Raw genomic sequence first — 22,334 nt, 5'->3', positions numbered from 1 at the left:
CGATTCGCTGCATGTTAATGATTACCTCTTTTGCCAACCCGCGGGTGGCCCAGGCGTTTGTCGATTATATGGCGACGCAGGGGATTATCCTGACCATCCAGCAGCATACCCAGAGCGACGTCTGGCTGGCTGATGAGAGTCAGGCCGGGCGCGTCAGGGCTGAGCTGGCGCGTTTTCTCGAAAACCCGGCGGACCCGCGCTATCTGGCGGCGAGCTGGCAGTCCGGACAGACCAATAGCGGGTTGCGCTATCAGCGCTTTCCTTTCTTTGCCACGCTGCGGCATAACGCCGGTCCGTTCACCTGGGCGATTCTGCTGATCTGCATCGCGGTGTTCATCCTGCAAAATCTGCTGGGCGATCAGCCGGTGATGATTTGTCTGGCCTGGCCCTACGATCCTTCGCTGCAGTTCGAAGCCTGGCGCTATTTCAGCCATGCTTTCATGCATTTCTCGCTGATGCATATTCTCTTCAACCTGCTATGGTGGTGGTATCTTGGCGGCGCGGTGGAAAAGCGCATCGGCAGCGGCAAGCTGGTGGTGATCACCGTCATCAGCGCTCTGCTGAGCGGCTTCGTGCAGCACCAGTTTAGCGGCCCGTGGTTTGGTGGCTTGTCGGGCGTGGTCTACGCGCTGATGGGCTACGTCTGGCTGCGGGGCGAGCGCGATCCGCAGAGCGGTATTTATCTGCAGCGCGGGTTGATACTCTTCTCTTTAGTATGGTTAATTGCTGGCTGGTTTGATGTTTTCGGCATGGCGATCGCCAACGGCGCGCACGTGGCTGGTCTGGCGACCGGCCTGACGATGGCGTTTGTTGATACCTTACATGGGCGAAAACGCGCATAAAGACTTACCGACAGGGGTCGGGTAGGCGACATTTTTCCAGGGATATTTCATGAAACAAACACAACGTCATGACGCCATTATCGAGCTGGTAAAAAAACAGGGTTACGTCAGCACGGAAGAGCTGGTTGAGCAGTTCGCGGTAAGCCCGCAGACCATCCGCCGCGACCTGAACGATTTAGCCGAACAGAAAATGATCCTCCGCCATCACGGCGGCGCGGCGCTGCCCTCCAGCTCGGTCAACACCTCCTGGCACGATCGCAAAGCGACCCAGACTGCGGAGAAAGAGCGTATCGCCCGGCGGGTGGCCAGCGAGATCCCGGACGGGGCGACGCTGTTTATTGATATCGGCACCACGCCGGAAGCGGTGGCGCACGCCCTGCTCGATCACAACGATCTGCGGATTGTGACCAATAACCTTAACGTCGCCAACACGCTGATGGTGAAAGAGGACTTCCGCATTATTCTCGCCGGCGGCGAACTGCGTAGCCGGGACGGCGGGATCATCGGGGAAGCCACCCTCGACTTTATCTCGCAGTTCCGCCTCGACTTCGGCATTCTCGGCATCAGCGGCGTAGACAGCGATGGCTCGCTGCTGGAGTTTGATTATCATGAAGTGCGCACCAAGCGGGCGATCATTGAGAATTCACGCCACGTGATGCTGGTGGTGGACCATACCAAGTTTGGCCGTAACGCGATGGTCAACATGGGCAGCATAAGTATGGTCGATGCGGTCTATACCGACGTGCTGCCGCCGGCCGGCGTGCTGAAGGTGATCACTGATAACAACCTTCAGCTGGAGCTGTGCTAAACGGCAACGGCGTCGTCAGACGCCGTATCCCATCATCTTAAGTAACTGCTGGGCATGCTGTACCGCGTCCTGCCGGTGGGCGACGCCCAGTTTCTGATACAGGTTGCGAATGTGGGTCTTGATGGTGGTGGCCGCCACGTCAAGCTCGCCGGCAATCTGCTCGTTGCTGTAACCGGAATAGATTAAGCCAAGCACCTGCCACTCGCGCTGGGTCAGCGGGCTGGTGCGGATAAGCTCCGGCACCTCCGGATGATTCAGCAGTCGCTCGACGAACCCTTCGTCAAAGTGGGCGAATTTGTGGCGATGATGCTGGTTGATGTCGCGCAGAATACGCTGGGCGCGATGCTGCTCCAGCTCCGGCAACGTGTTCAACTGGATCAGCTGGCGCAGCTGCTGGGCCATCGCCTCGCCTTCAATCACAAAGTGGTTGATAAAACCGGTGCGGTTGGCGAGCGTCAGGGCTTCCAGCAGGGCTTTCTGCGCTTCGCTCTTGCGTCCTGACTGCCAGTACAGCTGGTTGAGCAGCAGCAGGTTGCGGTTGAGATCGCTCATCAAACGCAGCGAACGCGCATTTTCGTTCAGCTCTTCCAGCACCATTTCCGCCGGTTCGAAGTCGCCCAGCAGGATCTGCGCCCGGGCAATGTTGCGCCACTGGCTCTGCAGGAAGTGGTTGTTGGCGAACTCCGGCTTTGGCGTCTGGCGCAGCCAGTTGGCCGCCGCGGTTTTATCACCGGTCATCTGCCAGTAGATCACTCGCACCTTATCGGCGTTGGAGACCCAGTCGCTGTGATAGTGACCATTACCGAGCAGGTTTTCCAGCCGGTTCAGGTGGCTGCGGGCATTATCCAGATCGCCGCGCGCCAGTGAGCACTGGACCATCAGCGCCAGGCACTGCAGCTGCTGCTGCGGCTGATAGGTGGATAGCACGTCCATCCCCTGGCGGGCGCAAGCTTCAGCCTCGTCGAGGCGCGCCCATGCCCACAGCAGCTGAGAACGGATGCGCAGCAGGAACTCATGCATCGGCAACTGCTCAAGATGCTGTTCGCGTACCAGCTGGAAGGCTTTCTCCTGGCTCTCCCAGGCGGCCTGCAGGAAGCCCTGGGCGAAGAGGATTTCGCTTTGCTGAATGATGCTCCACAGGGCGTAATGCCATACGTCATGACGGCGGGCCATCTGTTCGGTCTGCTGCATCACGGCGAGGGATTTGGTCAGCTTTCCCTTACAATGGAGAACTTCGCCATGCACCGATGTGGCGACGATGCGGCTGTAATAGTTGGCCAGCGGCAGCTCTTCCAGGGCCACCATTGACAGACGTTCCGCCTCGTCCTGGTCGCCATCGTTAATCGCCACCTGCGCGCGCAGCGCGTTGAAGTCGCCATGCATCGCGGTGTCCATTTCCACACTCATCTCCTGCTCGGCGCGCGCCAGCAGAGTATTGACTTCGCTGTAGCGATGCTGGCTCTGCATCAGCCAGGCCTGGAGCAGGATCAGGCGCGGATTTTCCAGCAGATTGGACCATGGCAGCGCCGCCAGCGACTGCTCCAGTAGCCCCAGCTCGCTATGGTTAAACATGCCCCAGGCATGATTGAGCAAGATATCGCGCAGCATTTTGGCATCGCCGGCCGCCAGCGCATGGTGGATGGCCTCGCTGGGGAAACCTTGCGCCATCCAGCTTTCCGCGGCGGCGCGGTGGATCTCCGGTAGTTCAACCGCCAGCTCCCACTGACAGCGCTGGCGCAGGAAGCTGCCAAACAGCGGGTGATAGCGGAACCATTCGCCGGAATCATCCATCCGCTGCAGGAACAGCCCCTGGCGTTCGATCTCCTCCAGCTGCATCTGGCCATTCTCTTCGCCGGTGACGCGCACGATTAACGCGTCGTTCATTGAGCGCAGCAGAGAACTCTTCAGCAAAAAGTTGCGCGTGCGGGCGTCAACGTTATCCAGCACTTCATCCACCAGATAATCCGACAGATGGCTGGCGTTAATCCCGGCGAGGCGGCGGGCGGAGTGTTGGGCGGAGGAGTTATTCTGGCGGGCGGAGAGGGCGATGAGTTGTAGCGCGGTGGCCCACCCGGCGACATCGTCGCACAGCCGGCTACTGTCGTCGGCTTCGATAGGCGATGTCAGACGACAGTCGAAAAATTGTTTCGCCTCCTGGTGGGTAAAGGCCAGCTGCTGACTGCCAATCTCCAGAAGCTGATCGCGGACGCGCAGATTGGCAATGCCCAGCTGCGGCAGGTTACGCGACAGGACCACCAGGGTCATATTCTCCGGCTGATGGCGCAGGAAAAAGCGCATCGCGTCATGGATCACCGGATTATTGATCAGATGGTAATCATCAATGACGAGATACAGCGGGCGCTGCCAGTCGGCAAGTTCAATAAACAGCTGCGCAAAAAGAGAGGAGAGACTGGCGTACTGGCGTTTTTGCACCATCGCTTCACTGGCCGCGCAGTGGTTGCCGGTAGCCTGCTGAATCGCCGCGATCAGATAGCTGGCAAAACGCTCCTGCTGGTTGTCGCCTTCGTCCAGCGAAAACCACCCAAGATCGTTTTTACCCGGGGCCCACTGAGAAATGAGCGTTGTCTTACCGTACCCGGCAGGACTGGTGATCAGCACGAGACGATAATTGTTCGCGCCGGAAAGTTTCGCCAGTAAGCGCTCACGAACCACAGTGTGTTCAAGGCGGACCGGACGACTTAATTTGGACGGAATCAACATAGTTCTACATTTCGCTGTGCAAGAGAGAGGTTGCGATTTTTTTTGCGCTTCGTAATTAATATCTAATAAGGTCGGTGATTATGAAATTTATTGCAAGTTATGTCCGAAGTTTATGCTCTTGAATTTGCTCTATGTCACAAATTTTGACATTGGCTGAGAATGGGAAAAAATCGCAGGCAGGACTGGTCGGCCGCGGTTTTCAGGCGGTAGCTGGCGGAGTGTGGGTGGATTTATTTTACGCTAAGAGTAGTTGTTTGTTTTTATTAAATTATTGTCAGCGATTTCTTAGAAGTAATCTTTTTTGCGGGTCAATGCGATGAAAGGTGCTTATTTCTTCAGGGGCCTCTATTTATTTTGTTAATAACGTGGCGAGGAACTGGAAGATTTTTTACGCGTATTGGCCTGTAACAAATTTTTAGCTACCGGAGGTAACCTCTCAATTGTCATATCGCGGTGATTTTTACAGCATATTTTTGCCTTCTCGCCCACACTATAGTGTTCAGGATCACACTTTTCGCTCATCCCCGCCACTCCTCCCTGTCTAATCCCCGTCAGGATGAGGACGATGAATCGGGAGGTCGGCACACTAGCGCCATCGTTTTAGTAAAGGACCCGGATCTCATTATGTCACAGACTACATTTAACAAAGCTCAGTTTCAGGCTGCACTGACGCGTCAGTGGCAGCATTTTGGTTTACAGTCCGCTTCCGAGATGACACAGCGTCAATGGTGGCGCGCAGTCAGCGGAGCGTTGGCGGAACTCCTGGCGGCGCAGCCGGTAGCGAAACCGGCGCAAGGACAGCGTCACGTTAACTACATCTCAATGGAGTTTCTGATTGGTCGTCTGACCGGCAACAACCTGCTCAACCTGGGCTGGTACGAGGGCGTCAGCGACGCGCTGAAAGGCTACGATGTCAACCTCACCGATCTGCTGGAAGAAGAGACTGACCCGGCGCTGGGTAACGGTGGCCTGGGACGTCTGGCAGCCTGCTTCCTCGACTCCATGGCGACGGTGGGGCAGTCGGCGACCGGTTACGGTCTCAACTACCAGTATGGCCTGTTCCGCCAGTCATTTGACGATGGCCAGCAGATGGAAGCCCCTGACGACTGGGGGCGCAGCAGCTACCCGTGGTTCCGTCATAACGAAGCGCTGGATGTCCAGGTAGGTATCGGCGGGAAAGTCAGCAAAAACGGCGAATGGCAGCCGGCGTTCGTCATTACCGGCGAAGCCTGGGACCTGCCGGTGCTTGGCTATCGCAACAACGTCGCCCAGCCGCTGCGTCTGTGGCAGGCCAAACACGCTCATCCGTTCAACCTGACCAAATTCAACGATGGCGATTTCCTGCGCGCCGAGCAGCAGGGCATCGACGCGGAAAAACTGACCAAGGTGCTGTACCCGAACGACAACCATCAGGCCGGTAAAAAACTGCGCCTGATGCAGCAGTACTTCCAGTGCGCCTGCTCAGTGGCCGATATCCTGCGCCGTCATCATCTGGCAGGCCGCAAGCTGGCCGAACTGGCGGATTACGAAGTGATCCAGCTGAACGATACGCACCCGACCATCGCCATCCCGGAGCTGCTGCGCGTGCTGATCGACGAGCACCAGCTGAGCTGGGACGACGCCTGGGCGATCACCAGCAAAACCTTTGCTTACACCAACCACACCCTGATGCCGGAAGCGTTGGAATGCTGGGATGAGAAGCTGGTAAAAGCGCTGCTGCCGCGCCATATGCAGATCATTAAAGAGATCAACGACCGCTTTAAACAGCTGGTGGACAAAACCTGGCCGGGCGATAAGCAGGTCTGGGCGAAGCTGGCGGTGGTGCATGACAAACAGGTTCGGATGGCCAACATGTGCGTGGTGGGCGGCTTTGCTGTCAACGGCGTGGCGGCGCTGCACTCGGATCTGGTGGTAAAAGATCTGTTCCCGGAATATAACCAGCTGTGGCCGAACAAATTCCATAACGTGACCAACGGCATCACGCCGCGCCGCTGGATCAAGCAGTGCAACCCGGCGCTGGCCTCGCTGCTGGATGAGACGCTGAAAAAAGAGTGGGCCAATGACCTCGACCAGCTGATCAACCTGGAAAAATATGCTGACGATGCGGCGTTCCGTCAGACTTATCGCGATATCAAGCAGGCCAACAAAGTTCATCTGGCTGAGTTTGTGAAGCAGCGTACCGGGATTGAGATCAACCCGCAGGCGATCTTCGATATCCAGATCAAACGTCTGCACGAGTATAAGCGTCAGCACCTTAACCTGCTGCATATCCTTGCGCTGTACAAAGAGATCCGCGAAAACCCGCAGTCCGACCGCGTACCGCGCGTCTTCCTGTTCGGCGCGAAAGCGGCGCCGGGCTACTATCTGGCGAAAAACATTATTTTTGCCATCAATAAGGTAGCGGAAGCGATCAACAACGACCCGAAAGTCGGCGATAAGCTGAAGGTGGTCTTCCTGCCGGACTATTGTGTATCGGCAGCAGAAAAACTGATCCCGGCGGCGGATATCTCCGAGCAGATCTCCACCGCGGGTAAAGAAGCCTCTGGCACCGGCAACATGAAGCTGGCGCTGAACGGCGCGCTGACCGTCGGGACGCTGGATGGCGCTAACGTGGAAATCGCTGAGCAGGTGGGCGAGGAGAACATCTTTATCTTCGGCCACACGGTTGAAGAGGTGAAAGCCCTGAAAGCGAAAGGCTACGATCCGCTGAAATGGCGTAAAAAAGACAAGCTGCTCGATGCGGTGCTTAAGGAGCTGGAGAACGGCACCTACAGCAACGGCGACAAGCATGCCTTCGATCAGATGCTGCACAGCCTGCTGCAGGGCGGCGATCCGTACCTGGTGCTGGCCGATTTCGAAGCCTACGTAGCGGCGCAAAAACGGGTAGATGAGCTGTATCGCGACGAGGAGGCCTGGACCCGCGCGGCTATCCTCAACACCGCGCGCTGCGGCATGTTCAGCTCCGACCGCTCGATCCGCGATTATCAGCAACGTATCTGGCAGGCGAAACGCTAAAGGAAGGCCTATGGAGAGTAAACGCCTCGATAATGCCGCGCTGGCGGCGGGCATCAGCCCCAGCTATATCAACGCGCACGGCAAGCCGCAGTCTATCGCGGCTGTCACCAAACAGCGCCTGCTGGATGCGATGCATCGCTCTACCGCCGCCACGAAAGTGGCGGTTAACCCGCTGCCGAACGTGAAAATTTTCACTCACGGCAAAAAAATGTCGCTGCCGGTGGCAGGACGCGGTGAGTATCAGTGGATCCTGACTACTGAGGACGGTAAGCAGTATCAAGGGAAAACCCGCGGCGGCGAGACGCTGCCGCTGCCGGCCAAACTGCCGGAGGGGTACCACTCCCTGACCCTCACCCAGGAGGGGGAGCGCTGGCACTGCCGGACTATCGTCGCGCCAGCCCGCTGCTATGAGCCGCAGCCGCTGAAAGAGGGGAAAAAGCTGTGGGGCACCTGCGTGCAGCTGTATACCCTGCGCTCAGAGAAAAACTGGGGGATCGGCGATTTTGGCGATCTGCGGGCCATGCTGCCGGAAATCGCCCGCCGGGGCGGGTCGTTTATTGGCCTTAACCCGATTCATGCCCTCTATCCGGCGAACCCGGAGAGCGCCAGCCCCTATAGCCCGTCTTCACGTCGCTGGCTGAACGTTATTTATATCGACGTCAACGCGGTTGAAGATTTCCAGCGTAGCGAAGAGGCGCAGGCGTGGTGGCAGTCTCCGGCAACGCAGCAGGCACTGCAGGCGGCGCGGGAAACGGACGATGTGGATTATACCGCCGTCACTACGCTGAAAATGACCGCGCTGCGTATGGCGTGGAAACAATTCTCTCGTCGTGAAGATGAGCAGATGGCAGCGTTCCGCGAGTTTGTTCTGCGCGAAGGGGAAAGCCTCTACTGGCAGGCGGCTTTCGATGCGCTGCACGCCTGGCAGGTACAACAGGACCCGCTGCGCTGGGGCTGGCCGGCCTGGCCGAAGGCCTTTCAGGATATCGACAGCCCGGAGGTGAAAGCCTTCTGCGTCGAGCATGAGGATGACGTCAGTTTCTATCTCTGGCTGCAGTGGCTGGCCTGGAGTCAGTTTGCCGCCTGCTGGGAAACCAGCCAGCGTGACGGCATGCCGATCGGCCTCTACCGCGACCTGGCGGTGGGCGTCGCCGAGGGCGGGTCGGAAACCTGGTGCGATCGTGAACTGTACTGCCTGAAAGCATCCGTAGGCGCGCCGCCGGATATTCTGGGCCCGCTGGGACAGAACTGGGGCCTGCCGCCGATGGATCCGCATATCATTGCCGCCCGCGCCTATGAGCCGTTTATCGACCTGCTGCGCGCTAATATGCAGAACTGCGGCGCGCTGCGCATCGATCACGTGATGTCTGTGCTGCGTCTGTGGTGGATCCCGTATGGTGAAACCGCCGACCATGGCGCTTACGTTCAGTATCCGGTCGACGATCTGCTGTCGCTTCTGGCGCTGGAAAGCCAGCGTCATCGCTGCATGGTGATCGGTGAAGATCTGGGCACGGTACCGGTGGAGATCGTCAGCAAGTTACGCAACAGCGGCGTCTATTCTTATAAGGTGCTCTATTTTGAGAGTGATGCAGAGAAAACGTTCCGCGCGCCGGCGCTGTACCCGGAGCAATCAATGGCTGTGGCGACGACGCACGACCTGCCCACTCTCCGCGGCTACTGGGAAAGCGGCGATCTGACGTTAGGTAAAGCGCTGGGCCTCTATCCTGATGAGGTGGTGCTGCGCGGACTGTACCAGGACCGCGAGCTGGCGAAACAAGGGCTGCTGGACGCACTGCATAAGTACGGCTGTCTGCCCAAGCGCGCCGGCCATAAGGCCTCGCTGATGAGCATGACGGGGATCCTCAACCGGGGGATGCAGCGTTATATTGCCGACAGCAACAGCGCCCTGCTGGGCCTGCAGCCGGAAGACTGGCTGGAGATGGCGACGCCGGTTAACATTCCGGGCACCAGCACCGAGTACCCGAACTGGCGCCGGAAGCTGTCCGTCACCCTGGAGCAGATGTTTGCCGATGAACGGGTCAATAAGCTGATTAAGGATCTGGATAAACGGCGCAAGGCGGCGAGCAAGAAAGCCGCCTCCTGATAACTTCCTGCCGCGCGCTCCTCTGCGCGGCGAAGAGCATGTCCGATAAAAAAGGCCGGCCCGCTTCACGCGGACCGGCCTTTTTCTGTGGCGGGAGTGACCTTACACCACCATCCCCAGCAGCAGACAGCCCACCAGGCCGCAGACTGAGATAATGGTTTCCAGCACCGACCAGGACTTGATGGTCTCGCCGATGGTCAGGTTAAAGTACTCTTTGAACAGCCAGAAGCCCGGATCGTTGACGTGGGAGAAGATAACGCTGCCGGAGCCAACGGCGATAACCATCAGCTCCGGGCTGACGCCGGTGGTGGCGATCAGCGGCGCGGCAATCCCGCCCGCGGTGATGGCGGCTACGGTCGCCGAACCCAGCGCGATACGCAGCACCGCGGCGATAGACCACGCCATAAACAGCGGAGACATGTTCGATTCGTGCATGATAGAGGCGATGTATTTATCCATGCCGCTATCCACCAGCACCTGCTTGAAGGCGCCGCCGCCGCCGATGATCAACAGCATCATGGCGATGATTTTGATCGAAGAGGTCAGGGTATCGTTGATCTGCTCCATGGAGCGGCCGCGGTTCAAACCGAAGGTGAACAGGGCAATCAGTACCGCAATCAGGGTGGCCATCACCGGGTCGCCGAAGAACTCGGCAATTGGCAGGAAGGCGTGGCCTTTCGGCAGGATCATCTCAGCCACGGCGCGCATCGCCATCAGGATCACCGGAACCAGCGAGGTCCAGACGCTGACGCCAAAGCCTGGCATCTCTTCTTCAGTGAACACTTTCGGGTTATGCAGGCCTTCCGGGATCGGCTTATCTATCCCTTTCAGGAAGCGCGCAAACACCGGTCCCGCCAGGATAACCGTCGGGATAGCCAGAATGGTGCCGTAGAGCAGCGTTTTGCCCATATCGGCATGGAAGATGGTGGCGATCGCGGTCGGACCCGGATGCGGCGGCAGGAAGCCGTGGGTGACGGAGAGCGCGGCTGCCATCGGTACGCCGACGTACAGCAACGGAATACGGGCCGAGGCGGCGATGGTGAACACCAGCGGCAGCATCAGCACGAAGCCCACTTCATAGAACAGGGCGAAGCCAACGGTGAAGCCGGTCAGGACCACCGCCCACTGAATATGCTTCTTACCGAACTTATTGATAAGCGTGGTGGCGATACGCTGGGCGCCGCCGCAGTCTGCCAGCAGCTTACCGAGCATAGCGCCGAAGCCCATGATCAGCGCGAGGCTGCCAAGGGTGCCGCCAACGCCGTTTTTGATGGAGACGATCACTTTATCCAGTGGCATACCCTGCATTAATCCGACGGCGAGCGCCACCAGAACCAGCGCAATGAAGCCGTTCATTTTGAAACGGATCATTAACAGCAACAACAGGGCAACCCCGATAGCAACGATGACTAATGGCATGATTTACCTGGCCTTAATTTGTTATGGGTAACGTCAAAGTTCGAACCTGTAGAGCATCCGCTCCGTCAGGGAGCAAAATAGTCTGGCACCGTAAACGCTTGCATTATCCTTACCCAGAGAAAGGATAGCTGGCTATTTTTTTGCCGGTGGCGCCTGAAATGGATGATACGGGTAACATGTGAGGATTGAGAATCACCTGACGGGGGAAAATGTTAAATATGAGACTTAAGTCATACTCTTTCCCCGGTTTTTGCCGGTCGTTTAGCGAGAGATGTTGCGCGGTAACACAGAATGGATCACGGCGATCCGGCGGCAGGCTGCCGCCGGAGGAAGGGTTTAGTAGTAGGAGTGCTCGCCGCGCTGGTGCTCGGTCAGATCGCGAACCCCTTTCAGCTCCGGAAACTCGTTCAGCAGCTGTTTTTCAATACCTTCTTTCAGGGTCACGTCGACCATCGAGCAGCCGTTGCATCCGCCGCCGAACTGCAGGATAGCCAGACCGTCGTCGGTGATCTCCATCAGCGATACGCGGCCGCCGTGGCCTGCCAGCTGCGGGTTAATCTGCGACTGCAGCAGGTACTCGACGCGCTCCATCAGCGGGGCATCGTCAGAGACTTTGCGCATTTTGGCGTTCGGCGCTTTCAGCGTCAGCTGCGAGCCGAGCTGGTCAGTGACGAAATCAATTTCAGCGTCTTCCAGATAGGGCGCGCTGAGCTCATCGACATAGGCGGTCAGCTGTTCAAATTTCAGCGCCGTGTCGGTGTCTTCCACCGCATCCGGTGGGCAGTAAGATACGCCGCACTCAGCGTTTGGGGTGCCGGGATTAATCACAAATACGCGAATTTGCGTCCCTTCTTCCTGATTTGCCAGCAGTTTGGCAAAGTGCGCTTGTGCAGCATCGGAAATACGGATCATAGCGTTGGCCTAATAGTTGACTATTTTACTGGGTTATAATACGCCCATCAGCGGGGGTCTACAAGGTACGGCACAAACACCATACCTGAACCGTCGCGGCGCCGTTTCGCAAAAGCAGGCGGGATATCTCAGCGACGGTGCTGCCGGTCGTGACGACATCATCCACCAGAGCGATATGGAGTCCCTGCACGGCAAATTCAAGCTGAAAGGCATTTTTCAGGTTCTGCCTGCGCTGGCGGGCATTGAGCGAATGTTGGACGGCGCCGGCTCGCTGGCGAGTCAGGCCTTCGCGATGCCAGACGCATCCTCGCCAGCGGGCTAACGGTCGGCACAGTTCGTCGCACTGATTATAACCCCGGCGCCAGCGACGGCGATGCCATAGCGGCACGCCGACCAGAGCGTCTACTGGCGGCAAATCGTCACGCTGCAGAAGGCGCTGCAGCAGCAGACGCGCGAGGGCGGGGCCTAGCTCCGGGCGATGGTGAAATTTCAGCTGCTGCACCAGACCGCTCAGCGGCGGGCGATAGTCATTGACCGCCACCAGCCGATGCCAGGGAGGCGGCTTTTGCAGGCAGCGGCCGCAGGGGTGACGGGATGCCGCCGCCGGCAGGCCGCACTGCGGGCAGAGCGGGGGACAGGCGAGCAGGGCGCGGCTGCAGCGGGAGCAGATCCCCCAGCGGGCGACTGCCAGCGGCATTTGGCATAGCCAGCATAAGCTGTGTGCTGTTAGCATATTTGGCCTTCTGTCCAGTAAAAAGAGAACGGTAACGGATGAACGACATCTGGTGGCAAACAATCGGCGAAGGAGATTGTCATCTTGTGCTGCTGCACGGCTGGGGGCTGAACGCTCAGGTATGGGATTGCATCACGCCGCAGCTGGCTTCGCATTTTACCCTCCACCTGGTGGATCTGCCGGGCTATGGCCGCAGCGGCGGGTTTGGGGCGATGTCGCTGGAGGCGATGGCGCAGCGGGTGCTGGAGCAGGCCCCTCCACAGGCGGTGTGGCTGGGCTGGAGCCTGGGCGGGCTGGTGGCCAGCCAGGTCGCGATTATGCGTCCGGAACGCGTGCAGGCGCTGGTGACGGTTGCCTCTTCCCCCTGTTTCGCGGCTCGTGACGACTGGCCCGGCATCAAGCCCGAGGTGCTGGCCGGATTTCAGCAGCAGCTGAGCGACGATTTCCAGCGCACCGTCGAGCGATTCCTCGCCCTGCAAACCATGGGCACAGAGAGCGCGCGTCAGGATGCGCGGGCGTTAAAGCAGGCGGTGCTCTCGCTGCCGATGCCTTCCGCCGAGGCGCTGAATGGCGGACTGGAGATCCTCAGAACCGTCGATCTGCGTCAGGCGCTTGTCAGGCTGCCGATGCCGTTTCTGCGGCTGTATGGCCGGCTGGATGGACTGGTGCCGCGCAAGATCGTCCCGTTGCTGGATGACCTGTGGCCGGAAAGCGAGTCAATCCTCTTCGATAAGGCCGCGCATGCGCCGTTTGTTTCCCATCCCGCGGCCTTCTGCGAGCCGCTGCTGGCGCTGAAGAGGCGGCTGGGGGAATTTTTTTTGCCGCGCCATGGTAAAAGGGCCATTCCTAGCAATACTTAGGTTGTTACGGTGGTTGATTATTTCAATCCGCCACCGTGACCTACAATAACAACCTTATGGAGAGTAGAGGCTATGAAACTTGTTACAGGAATGGTTGCATCTCTGGTGATAGGCACCCTCTCTTTCGGCGCATTCGCCGCGAAAGAGATCCAAAAAGAAGACGTGGCGAAGATGAATCTGACCAAGGTCGGTAGCATTACGACCTCCAGGACGACGTCGCCGATGGATGCCCGACGCGATCTGTCGAAAAAAGCCGATGAGCTGGGTGGGAAATACTTTGTGGTGATTGCCGGGCAGAAAAACGAAAAAACCGTACACGCGAACGCTGACGTTTATAAATAATCCAGTCATAAGAAAACGGGCCTGCTGGCCCGTTTTTCATAGCTGTCTTACTCGTTTTACCTCGTTGCGCGACCAGGCCTGACTCCTTTCATCGCAGCGCCCACCACTCCTGCCGGCACGCCGCTTTCCCTTCAGGGCAACTTTTACAGCTGCCGGAGAGGCAGCCCTCGCTCGTTTCGCTGATCCGGACCACCTTACCCATGGCTTCCATGCGCTCAAGCATGGCGTCAATCAGCGGCTGAGGCGTCTGCAGGCGAGCACTGAGCTGTTTCGCCTCCATGCGGCCCTGCAGGGCCAGCATATCGCGGACTTCCATTAACGACGCCACAGTCCCTCCTTAGTGGCAATCGCCAGCCGGGCTGGAACAGCAGGAGGCCGGCGTTTTTCGCGTGGCCAGCAGCGAGACGTCCACCCGGCTGCGCGCCCGGCGCAACAGGCCGAAGAGCACCACGTTGAACAACACTACCGCCAGGATACACACCAGACTGTAGCGCGGGTGATCGCTAAAGCTAACGGTCTGGTAATAGAGCGTCGAGAGCGAATAGGCGATATTCAGCCCCCACAGGATGGAGAAGGTCATCCAGCCGCGGCTTGATTCGCGGGCGATGGCGCCCATCACCGAGATGCAGGGAATATAGAGCAGGACGAAGATCAGGTAGCTGTATGCCGCCGCTGCGCTGCCAAATTTACTGCCCATCACCCCCATGGCGCCGGTGGCCATTTCGCCATCGCCTTTGCTGGCTTCGATGGGGTTGGCCAGGACGCTGAGGCTGAAGGTGTCTTTCAGTCCCTGCCATGTCTCATCGACGGCGGCGAGCAGTTCTTCGCCGAGACTGAAGGTCTGCGGATTGAATTCCTCATTCTGGATATCTTCGGCGGTATAGAGGGTGTTCAGCGTACCCACTACCACCTCTTTCGCCATCGCGCCGGTAAACAGGCCGACGGTGGCCTGCCAGTTATCTTCATGCACGCCGATCGGTTTAAACACCGGCGTAATGACCCGGCTCACCGAGGCCAGCGCGGAGTCGTTGATGTTGTCGACGACCTTACCGCTCAGTGAGAAGCTGTTCAGCGCGCTGAGGAAGATGCTGACGATGACGATCACCTTCCCGGCGCGCAGCACAAAGCCTTTCAGGCGCTGCCAGGTCTGGATAATCAGGCTCTTGATATGCGGGACGTGGTACACCGGCAGCTCCATCACGAACGGCGAGGCTTCGCCGCGCATAATGGTGTGCTTCAACATCAGGCCGGTGAGGATGGCCATCACAATGCCCAGCACATAGAGCGAGAAGACCGCCAGCGCGCCGTTCTGACCAAAGAAGGCGGCCGCGAAGACGGCGAAGATCGCCAGCCGCGCGCCGCAGGACATAAACGGCGCCATCATAATGGTCATCAGACGCTCGCGCGGCGCGTCAAGGGTGCGGGCGCCCATCACCGACGGCACGTTGCAGCCAAAACCGACAATCAGCGGGACGAAGGATTTCCCCGGCAGGCCGAGGGCTTGCATCAGGCGATCCATCACAAAGGCGGCGCGCGCCATGTAGCCGGAGTCCTCAAGGAAGGAGAGAAACAGATACATCATGCCGATCTGCGGCACCAGCGGCAGCACGGTGTTGATACCGCCGCCGATCCCCTGGGCGAGGAACACGGTCAGCCAGTCCGGGAAGTGCAGGGTGTAACCCAGCCATTGAATGCCATGCACAAAGATCGCGACCGAGCCGGCATCGAAAATCGGCTGCAGCGCGCCGCCGATGTTGATCGCCAGCAGGAACATCAAGTACATGACAAAGAGAAAAATCGGCAACCCGAGGAAGCGGTTGAGGATCACTTTGTCCATCGCGGCGGTGAAGCGGCTTGGTTCGGCGGTCAGGGTATTGCTGACGGCGTCGCAAATGGCGGCGATGGTCTGATAGCGCGCGTCAGCGATGTGCAGCGCCGGGTCGTCGATCTCGTCGCTGAGATTCGCCAGGGCGATATCCAGTTTATCGGCGGCGTCGCCGGCATAGGCCCGGCTGTAGATATCGCCCTCCAGCATCTGCAGACCCAGCCAGCGCCGCTGCCGGGGCGGGATCTGCGCTGACATCTGCTGCGCCAGCAGGTCAGCTTCGCGCAGCAGCGGCTGCGGATAGTGGACCAGCTCAAGATCGCTGTTCGCCTGATGACGGTCGAGGGCGATCTTCAGCGCTTCGATCCCCCGTCCGCGAGTCGATACCAGCGGAATTACCGGGCAACCGAGACGGGCGGCGAGGGCGTCGATATCGATCCGCACCTGCTGCTTTTCGGCGATATCCAGCATGTTCAGCGCGACGACGCAGGGGATCCCCAGCTCGAGCAGCTGCAGCGTCAGATAGAGGTTGCGCTCGAGGTTGGAGGCATCGACCACGTTAATCAGCATGTCGGCGTCGCCGCTCAGGATGTAGTGGCAGGCAATCTGCTCGTCCAGCGAGGTCTGCGAGGAGATGGTGGTCAGGGAGTAGGTTCCCGGGAGGTCGACCAGCGTGACCTGGTGGTCAGTGGTGGCGAAAATCCCCTCTTTACGCTCAACGGTCACCCCAGCCCAGTTGCCCACGCGCTGGCGAGCGCCGGTCAGCTGATTAAATAAGGTGGTCTTGCCGGAATTAGGATTACCAATTAAACCAACGGTTAATTTTTGCATATTTCAGACTCTTGTGCCGGGCCAGCCGTTATTGTGCAACCGCTTCCAGTTCGATTAAGGCGAGATCTTTTTTGCGTAATACCAGACTGACGCGTCGGGTTTCAATATGAACAGGATCGCCGAGCGGCGCCACGCGAACCACATGAAAAGAGGAACCGGGCAGCATGCCGAGGGAGAGCAGTTTCTGACGGTATGCTGGGCTAATATCGCGAGAAAAACCGGTAATTTTCCACGCACTATCAGGTGTGAATTGCATAGGGCCTACTTGTCTATCGCTAACCGAAGAAGAATTTTCCGGACGCCTGGAGGCAGTTGCGCCGGGGACCGTAGCCAACGAAAAAAGAAAAAAACGTTCTGTAATCGATGATAATGAGAATGGTTTTTATCATCAATACATATGATGCGCTGCAGGCTATTTTTAAAGTGAAAATCACCTTTTTATTGATATGCCGCAAAGTCAGCCTGTAATCAAAAATGCGCGAAATATTATTTCGGCGATCTAATGTTTAATTAAGGTTTCTGAAGTTAACGAAATGAAAATATTAATTTCGCTGCCTTTCAGGCATGGAATAAAAGCAGGTTATCAGAAACAACTGAACCTGTTTTGTGTGTGATGGCGATGGCCTGGTCATGAAAAAAAACTGCCCCTGAAAAAGGGGCAGGGAGAGTTTAGCGTTTTTTACCCATCGCTGCGGCGAGGGCATCCATCATCGCGCTGTTGCCGGCAGGCTGCGCCTCGCGACCGCGGGGTTTGGCGGCTTTCGCGGCCGGGCGATTTCCCTGCGGGCGCTCCTGACCACCGCCGCGGCGGGCGTTGCTGTCGCCCGGCTGCTCGTCGAGACGCATGGTCAGGGCGATACGCTTACGCGGCAGATCGACTTCCATCACTTTGACCTTGACGATGTCGCCCGCTTTCACCACGGTGTGCGGATCCTCAACAAACCGGTCAGAAAGCGACGAAATGTGTACCAGTCCGTCCTGATGAACGCCGATATCAACAAACGCGCCGAAGTTGGTGACGTTGGTGACGGCACCTTCCAGAATCATTCCCGGCAGCAGGTCATTCATGGTCTCCACACCATCGGCGAACTTCGCGGTCTTAAACTCCGGACGCGGATCGCGGCCCGGTTTTTCCAGCTCTTTGATAATGTCGGTGACCGTCGGGACGCCAAACTTCTCATCGGTGAAGTCCACTGCCTTCAGGTGGCGCAGCGCACTGCTATTGCCCATCAGATCTTTTAGCGCCTGCTGGGTGGCGGCCAGAATACGTTCGACCACCGGGTAAGCTTCCGGGTGAACGGTGGAGGCATCCAGCGGGTTGTCGCCGTGGTTGATACGCAGGAAGCCCGCGCACTGTTCAAAGGCTTTCGGCCCCAGACGGCTGACTTTCAGCAGCTGCTGGCGGTTCTGGAACTGACCATTCTCGTCGCGCCAGGCGACGATGTTCTGCGCCATCATGCGGGTCAGGCCGGCGACGCGGGTCAGCAGCGGAACGGAGGCGGTGTTCAGGTCAACGCCGACGGCGTTCACACAGTCTTCCACCACCGCGTCCAGCTTACGCGCCAGCTGGGTCTGGCTGACGTCGTGCTGATACTGGCCGACGCCAATGGATTTCGGGTCGATTTTCACCAGCTCGGCCAGGGGATCCTGCAGACGGCGGGCGATGGAGACCGCGCCGCGCAGCGACACGTCGAGGTCCGGAAACTCCTGCGCCGCCAGCTCGGAGGCGGAGTAAACGGAAGCCCCGGCTTCGCTGACGATCACCTTCTGGGCGGTGACCTTCGGGAACTGCTTCTGCACGTCGAGGAAGAAACGCTCGGTTTCACGCGAGGCGGTACCGTTGCCGATGGCCACCAGCTCAACGTTGTACTTCTCACACAGCGCGGCGACGGCGACGGCCGCTTTGGCGGCCTGGCCGGTGTGGGGATAGATGGTATCGGTGGCGACCAGTTTACCGGTGGCGTCGACGACGGCCACTTTCACCCCGGTGCGCAGGCCCGGATCGAGTCCCATGGTGGCGCGCAGCCCGGCGGGCGCGGCCATCAGCAGATCGTGCAGGTTGCGGGCGAAGACGTTGATTGCCTCGTCCTCCGCGCGTTCGCGCACGGTGCCCATCAGCTCGGTTTCGAGATGCATCAGGACTTTGATCCGCCAGGTCCAGCTGACGACGCCTTTACGCCAGCTGTCCGCCGGGGCGTTATTCAGGCGCAGGCCCAGGTGGTCGATAATAATTTGCTCGCCGTGGCTCTCTTTCGGCGGCTCGTCAAACTGCGGGTCAGCGTTTAAAGAGAGCTGCAGGACGCCTTCGTTGCGACCGCGGAACATCGCCAGCGCGCGATGCGACGGCACGGTGGCGATCGGTTCATGGTGATCGAAGTAGTCGCGGAATTTAGCACCTTCCTCTTCTTTACCGCTGACGACGGTGGAGACCAGGTGGGCGTTTTTCCACAGATAGTCACGGACCTTCGCCAGCAGCGCGGCGTCTTCGGCAAACCGCTCCATCAGAATATAGCGCGCGCCGTCCAGGGCCGCTTTGCTGTCGGCTACGCCCTTATCGGCATCAATATATTTTGCGGCCTCCGCTTCCGGATCGTGGGCCGGTTCGTTCCACAGCAGGTCAGCCAGCGGTTCGAGCCCGGCTTCGATAGCGATCTGCCCGCGTGTACGGCGCTTCGGCTTGTACGGCAGGTAGAGATCTTCCAGTTCGGTTTTGCTGAGCGTGGTGTTGATGGCTTTTTCCAGCGCGTCGGTCAGTTTGCCCTGTTCAGCGATGGATTTGAGGATCGCCTGACGACGGTCTTCGAGTTCGCGCAGATAGCCGAGGCGAGTTTCCAGATTACGCAGCTGCGTGTCATCCAGACCGCCGGTGACTTCTTTACGATAACGTGCAATAAACGGCACGGTGTTCCCTTCATCAAGCAGGCGAACGGCAGCTTCTACCTGTTCGGCTCTGGCCTGAAGTTCACCCGCAATAATGCGGCAGAGCGAATCATTCATCATGGCTTTTAATTCATCTTTAGGGTCAAAAAACAGGGACTAGTTATACGGACTGACGGCAAAAAATACCAGCCGCGCCGGGCGTCTCTCGGAAAGTTCTTGTCTATTTAACGTATTCGATCTCGTTGACATACCAGCTGGCTTCGCCCGCCGGCGTGTTGACGATGGCCAGATCGCCAACCTCTTTTTTTAACAGTGCGCGCGCCATCGGCGAGTCGATGGAGATATAGTCTTTGCGGCCAAAAATTTCATCGTAACCGACGATGCGAAAGCGCTTGATATCGCCTTCATCGTTTTCAATCTCTACCCAGGCGCCGAAGAAGACTTTACCTTCCTGTTGCGGCGAGTAATCGACGATTTTCAACTGTTCCAGACATTTGGTCAGATAGCGGACCCGGCGATCGATCTCCCGCAGGCGCTTTTTGTTGTACTGGTAGTCCGCGTTCTCGCTGCGGTCGCCGAGGCTGGCGGCCCAGGTCACCTTTTTGGTTACTTCCGGACGCTCCTGGCGCCACAGGTAGTCCATCTCCTGCTTCAGTTTTTCATATCCCTCGCGGGTGATCAGCGGCGTTTTCATCGTGAGTTCAACCTTCTGACTGTCTGTCGTTGCGCACAATTTGTAGCGCGTAATAATACCGACAGGATAAATACTGTGTCTTATGATTAAATGTATACTTAACCTGCTGTTAAATATGCTTTGTAACAATTTAGCCTGGAATATATACCAGATTTAGCTGGTGAGCGCGCCGGGCTTTTTTGAGAATACGCACTGACTATTGCAGTGAACCTTTGGGAGTACAAACAATGCAAGAGAATTATAAGATTCTGGTTGTGGATGACGACATGCGCCTGCGTGCGCTGCTCGAGCGTTATCTGACCGAGCAGGGCTTCCAGGTTCGTAGCGTGGCGAACGCCGAACAGATGGATCGTCTGTTAACCCGTGAATCCTTCCACCTGATGGTGCTGGATCTGATGCTGCCGGGCGAAGATGGTCTCTCTATCTGCCGTCGTCTGCGCAGCCAGAGTAACCCGATGCCGATCATTATGGTGACGGCGAAAGGCGAAGAGGTCGATCGGATCGTGGGTCTGGAGATCGGTGCTGACGACTATATTCCGAAGCCGTTTAACCCGCGCGAACTGCTGGCCCGCATCCGGGCGGTGCTGCGCCGCCAGGCGAACGAGCTGCCGGGCGCGCCGTCGCAGGAAGAGGCGGTTATCGCCTTTGGTAAATTCAAACTGAACCTGGGTACCCGCGAGATGTTCCGTGAAGACGAGCCGATGCCGTTGACCAGCGGCGAATTCGCGGTCCTGAAGGCGCTGGTGAGCCATCCCCGTGAGCCGCTGTCGCGCGATAAGCTGATGAACCTCGCCCGCGGCCGCGAATACTCTGCGATGGAGCGCTCCATCGACGTACAGATCTCCCGCCTGCGCCGCATGGTGGAAGAGGACCCGGCGCATCCGCGCTACATCCAGACCGTCTGGGGTCTGGGCTACGTCTTCGTCCCGGACGGTTCTAAGGCATGAAACGCGTGCGCTTTTCGCCGCGCAGCTCCTTTGCTCGCACACTGCTCCTGATCGTCACCTTGCTGTTCGTCAGCCTGGTGACGACCTATCTGGTGGTACTGAATTTCGCGATCCTGCCGAGTCTCCAGCAGTTTAATAAAGTGTTAGCCTACGAAGTGCGTATGCTGATGACCGACAAACTGCAGCTGGAGGATGGCACCCAGCTGGTGGTGCCCCCGGCGTTTCGTCGTGAAATTTATCGCGAGCTGGGGATTTCGCTCTATTCCAATGAAGCGGCGGAAGACGCAGGCCTGCGCTGGGCGCAGCATTATGAATTCTTAAGTCAGCAGATGGCCCATCAGCTTGGTGGCCCCACAGAGGTGCGGGTAGAGGTCAATAAAAGCTCCCCTGTGGTGTGGCTGAAGACCTGGCTGTCGCCCAATATCTGGGTGCGGGTGCCGCTGACCGAGATCCATCAGGGCGACTTCTCGCCGCTGTTCCGCTATACCCTGGCGATCATGCTGCTGGCGATAGGCGGCGCCTGGCTGTTTATTCGTATTCAGAACCGCCCGTTGGTGGATCTGGAGCACGCGGCGCTGCAGGTCGGGCGCGGTATTATTCCGCCGCCGCTGCGCGAGTATGGCGCCTCCGAAGTGCGTTCGGTGACGCGCGCCTTTAACCATATGGCGGCGGGCGTGAAGCAGCTGGCTGATGACCGTACGCTGCTGATGGCCGGGGTCAGTCATGATTTACGAACCCCGCTGACCCGCATTCGTCTGGCCACCGAGATGATGGGCGAGCAGGACGGCTATCTCGCGGAGTCGATCAACAAAGATATCGAAGAGTGCAACGCCATCATCGAGCAGTTTATCGACTATCTGCGCACCGGGCAGGAGATGCCGATGGAGCTGGCGGATCTGAATGCGGTGCTGGGGGAAGTGATCGCTGCGGAGAGCGGCTATGAGCGGGAAATCGCCACCGCCCTGCAGGCCGGCGAAATTCCGGTACGTATGCACCCGCTGTCTATCAAGCGCGCGCTGGCGAATATGGTGGTCAACGCGGCCCGCTATGGCAATGGCTGGATCAAGGTCAGCAGCGGCAGCGAAGCGAGCCGGGCCTGGTTCCAGGTAGAAGATGACGGACCGGGGATTAAACCTGAGCAGCGGGAGCACCTGTTTCAGCCGTTTGTACGCGGCGACAGCGCCCGCAGCACCAGCGGCACCGGGCTGGGGTTGGCGATTGTTCAGCGTATTATCGACAATCACAACGGCCGGCTGGAGATTGGCTCCAGCGAACGCGGCGGGTTACTGATCCGCGCCTGGCTGCCGGTGCACCGGATGCTGGCGCCGATGAAACCCGCCAGGGAGAGCTGATCGCGCCCGCGGTTAGCTGCTCAGGATGTTGCACAATAAAAAGCCGGGC

Annotated in this window: 17 protein-coding genes; 8 read left to right on the top strand and 9 right to left on the bottom strand. The window is 58.5% G+C overall.

Annotated elements, in window-relative coordinates; genetic code table 11:
- Window positions 1-11 precede the first annotated feature (11 nt).
- A complete protein-coding gene (glpG, locus tag BHE81_RS17320; RefSeq protein WP_024622927.1) occupies window positions 12-842 on the top strand; it encodes a rhomboid family intramembrane serine protease GlpG in 831 nt (276 codons plus the stop codon).
- A 49-nt stretch (window positions 843-891) separates the two neighbouring features.
- Window positions 892-1,650, top strand: a complete 759-nt coding sequence (locus BHE81_RS17315; RefSeq protein ID WP_002920548.1) for a DeoR/GlpR family transcriptional regulator — start codon at window positions 892-894, stop codon at window positions 1,648-1,650.
- Between the two features lie 15 nt (window positions 1,651-1,665).
- On the opposite strand, the gene malT is transcribed toward BHE81_RS17315, so the two are convergent.
- Entirely contained in the window at window positions 1,666-4,371 is a 2,706-nt protein-coding gene (malT, locus tag BHE81_RS17310; RefSeq protein WP_149888815.1) for an HTH-type transcriptional regulator MalT, read from the bottom strand.
- Between the two features lie 624 nt (window positions 4,372-4,995).
- Here malT and malP point away from each other — a divergent pair.
- Both malP and malQ read left to right on the top strand, forming a co-directional pair.
- Complete coding sequence (gene malP, locus BHE81_RS17305; RefSeq protein ID WP_004151407.1) at window positions 4,996-7,386, top strand: maltodextrin phosphorylase; 2,391 nt, start codon at window positions 4,996-4,998, stop codon at window positions 7,384-7,386.
- 10 nt (window positions 7,387-7,396) lie between these two features.
- On the top strand, window positions 7,397-9,490 hold the full coding sequence (malQ, locus tag BHE81_RS17300; protein ID WP_004185965.1) for a 4-alpha-glucanotransferase: 2,094 nt from the start codon (window positions 7,397-7,399) through the stop codon (window positions 9,488-9,490).
- 102 nt (window positions 9,491-9,592) lie between these two features.
- On the opposite strand, the gene gntT is transcribed toward malQ, so the two are convergent.
- From gntT to gntX, 3 genes are all read right to left on the bottom strand, one after another.
- Window positions 9,593-10,909 carry a gluconate transporter gene (gene gntT / locus BHE81_RS17295; RefSeq protein ID WP_002920542.1) on the bottom strand — a complete coding sequence of 439 codons (1,317 nt, stop codon included), beginning with the start codon at window positions 10,907-10,909 and terminating at the stop codon, window positions 9,593-9,595.
- A gap of 336 nt (window positions 10,910-11,245) precedes the next feature.
- On the bottom strand, window positions 11,246-11,821 hold the full coding sequence (nfuA, locus tag BHE81_RS17290) for a Fe-S biogenesis protein NfuA (RefSeq protein ID WP_002920540.1): 576 nt from the start codon (window positions 11,819-11,821) through the stop codon (window positions 11,246-11,248).
- 58 nt (window positions 11,822-11,879) lie between these two features.
- Window positions 11,880-12,554, bottom strand: a complete 675-nt coding sequence (gene gntX / locus BHE81_RS17285) for a DNA utilization protein GntX (protein WP_004185961.1) — start codon at window positions 12,552-12,554, stop codon at window positions 11,880-11,882.
- Between the two features lie 38 nt (window positions 12,555-12,592).
- Here gntX and bioH point away from each other — a divergent pair, with 38 nt between their 5' ends.
- Both bioH and BHE81_RS17275 read left to right on the top strand, forming a co-directional pair.
- The gene (bioH, locus tag BHE81_RS17280) at window positions 12,593-13,414 is read left to right on the top strand and encodes a pimeloyl-ACP methyl ester esterase BioH (RefSeq protein ID WP_149888814.1); all 822 of its coding nucleotides are present in this window, start codon (window positions 12,593-12,595) and stop codon (window positions 13,412-13,414) included.
- A gap of 72 nt (window positions 13,415-13,486) precedes the next feature.
- A complete protein-coding gene (locus tag BHE81_RS17275) occupies window positions 13,487-13,756 on the top strand; it encodes a YdgH/BhsA/McbA-like domain containing protein (protein ID WP_002920510.1) in 270 nt (89 codons plus the stop codon).
- Window positions 13,757-13,844: 88 nt separating this feature from the next.
- Here the strand turns inward: BHE81_RS17275 and feoC are convergent, their stop codons facing one another.
- From feoC to greB, 5 genes are all read right to left on the bottom strand, one after another.
- Window positions 13,845-14,084 (bottom strand): [Fe-S]-dependent transcriptional repressor FeoC, encoded by a 240-nt coding sequence (gene feoC / locus BHE81_RS17270; RefSeq protein WP_002920509.1) that lies wholly within the window; start codon window positions 14,082-14,084, stop codon window positions 13,845-13,847.
- Window positions 14,085-14,093: 9 nt separating this feature from the next.
- Window positions 14,094-16,412: a Fe(2+) transporter permease subunit FeoB gene (gene feoB / locus BHE81_RS17265; RefSeq protein WP_014906839.1), complete on the bottom strand. Its 2,319-nt coding sequence runs from the start codon at window positions 16,410-16,412 to the stop codon at window positions 14,094-14,096.
- A gap of 28 nt (window positions 16,413-16,440) precedes the next feature.
- Window positions 16,441-16,668 carry a ferrous iron transporter A gene (feoA, locus tag BHE81_RS17260; protein WP_002920506.1) on the bottom strand — a complete coding sequence of 76 codons (228 nt, stop codon included), beginning with the start codon at window positions 16,666-16,668 and terminating at the stop codon, window positions 16,441-16,443.
- 413 nt (window positions 16,669-17,081) lie between these two features.
- Window positions 17,082-19,412 (bottom strand): Tex family protein, encoded by a 2,331-nt coding sequence (locus BHE81_RS17255; RefSeq protein WP_004150056.1) that lies wholly within the window; start codon window positions 19,410-19,412, stop codon window positions 17,082-17,084.
- Between the two features lie 100 nt (window positions 19,413-19,512).
- Window positions 19,513-19,986, bottom strand: a complete 474-nt coding sequence (gene greB, locus BHE81_RS17250) for a transcription elongation factor GreB (protein WP_002920503.1) — start codon at window positions 19,984-19,986, stop codon at window positions 19,513-19,515.
- 227 nt (window positions 19,987-20,213) lie between these two features.
- On the opposite strand from greB, the gene ompR reads away from it, so the two are divergent.
- Both ompR and envZ read left to right on the top strand, forming a co-directional pair.
- Complete coding sequence (gene ompR, locus BHE81_RS17245; RefSeq protein ID WP_001157751.1) at window positions 20,214-20,933, top strand: two-component system response regulator OmpR; 720 nt, start codon at window positions 20,214-20,216, stop codon at window positions 20,931-20,933.
- Entirely contained in the window at window positions 20,930-22,285 is a 1,356-nt protein-coding gene (gene envZ / locus BHE81_RS17240) for a two-component system sensor histidine kinase EnvZ (protein ID WP_002920333.1), read from the top strand. The genes ompR and envZ overlap by 4 nt, the downstream gene beginning before the upstream one ends.
- Window positions 22,286-22,334 lie beyond the last annotated feature (49 nt).

This window comes from Klebsiella sp. AqSCr (assembly GCF_008452795.1).
GTDB classification, from domain to species: domain Bacteria; phylum Pseudomonadota; class Gammaproteobacteria; order Enterobacterales; family Enterobacteriaceae; genus Klebsiella; species Klebsiella pneumoniae.
Note: the sequence above shows the minus strand (reverse complement) of the source record. Positions and strands in the feature narration are given on the sequence as shown.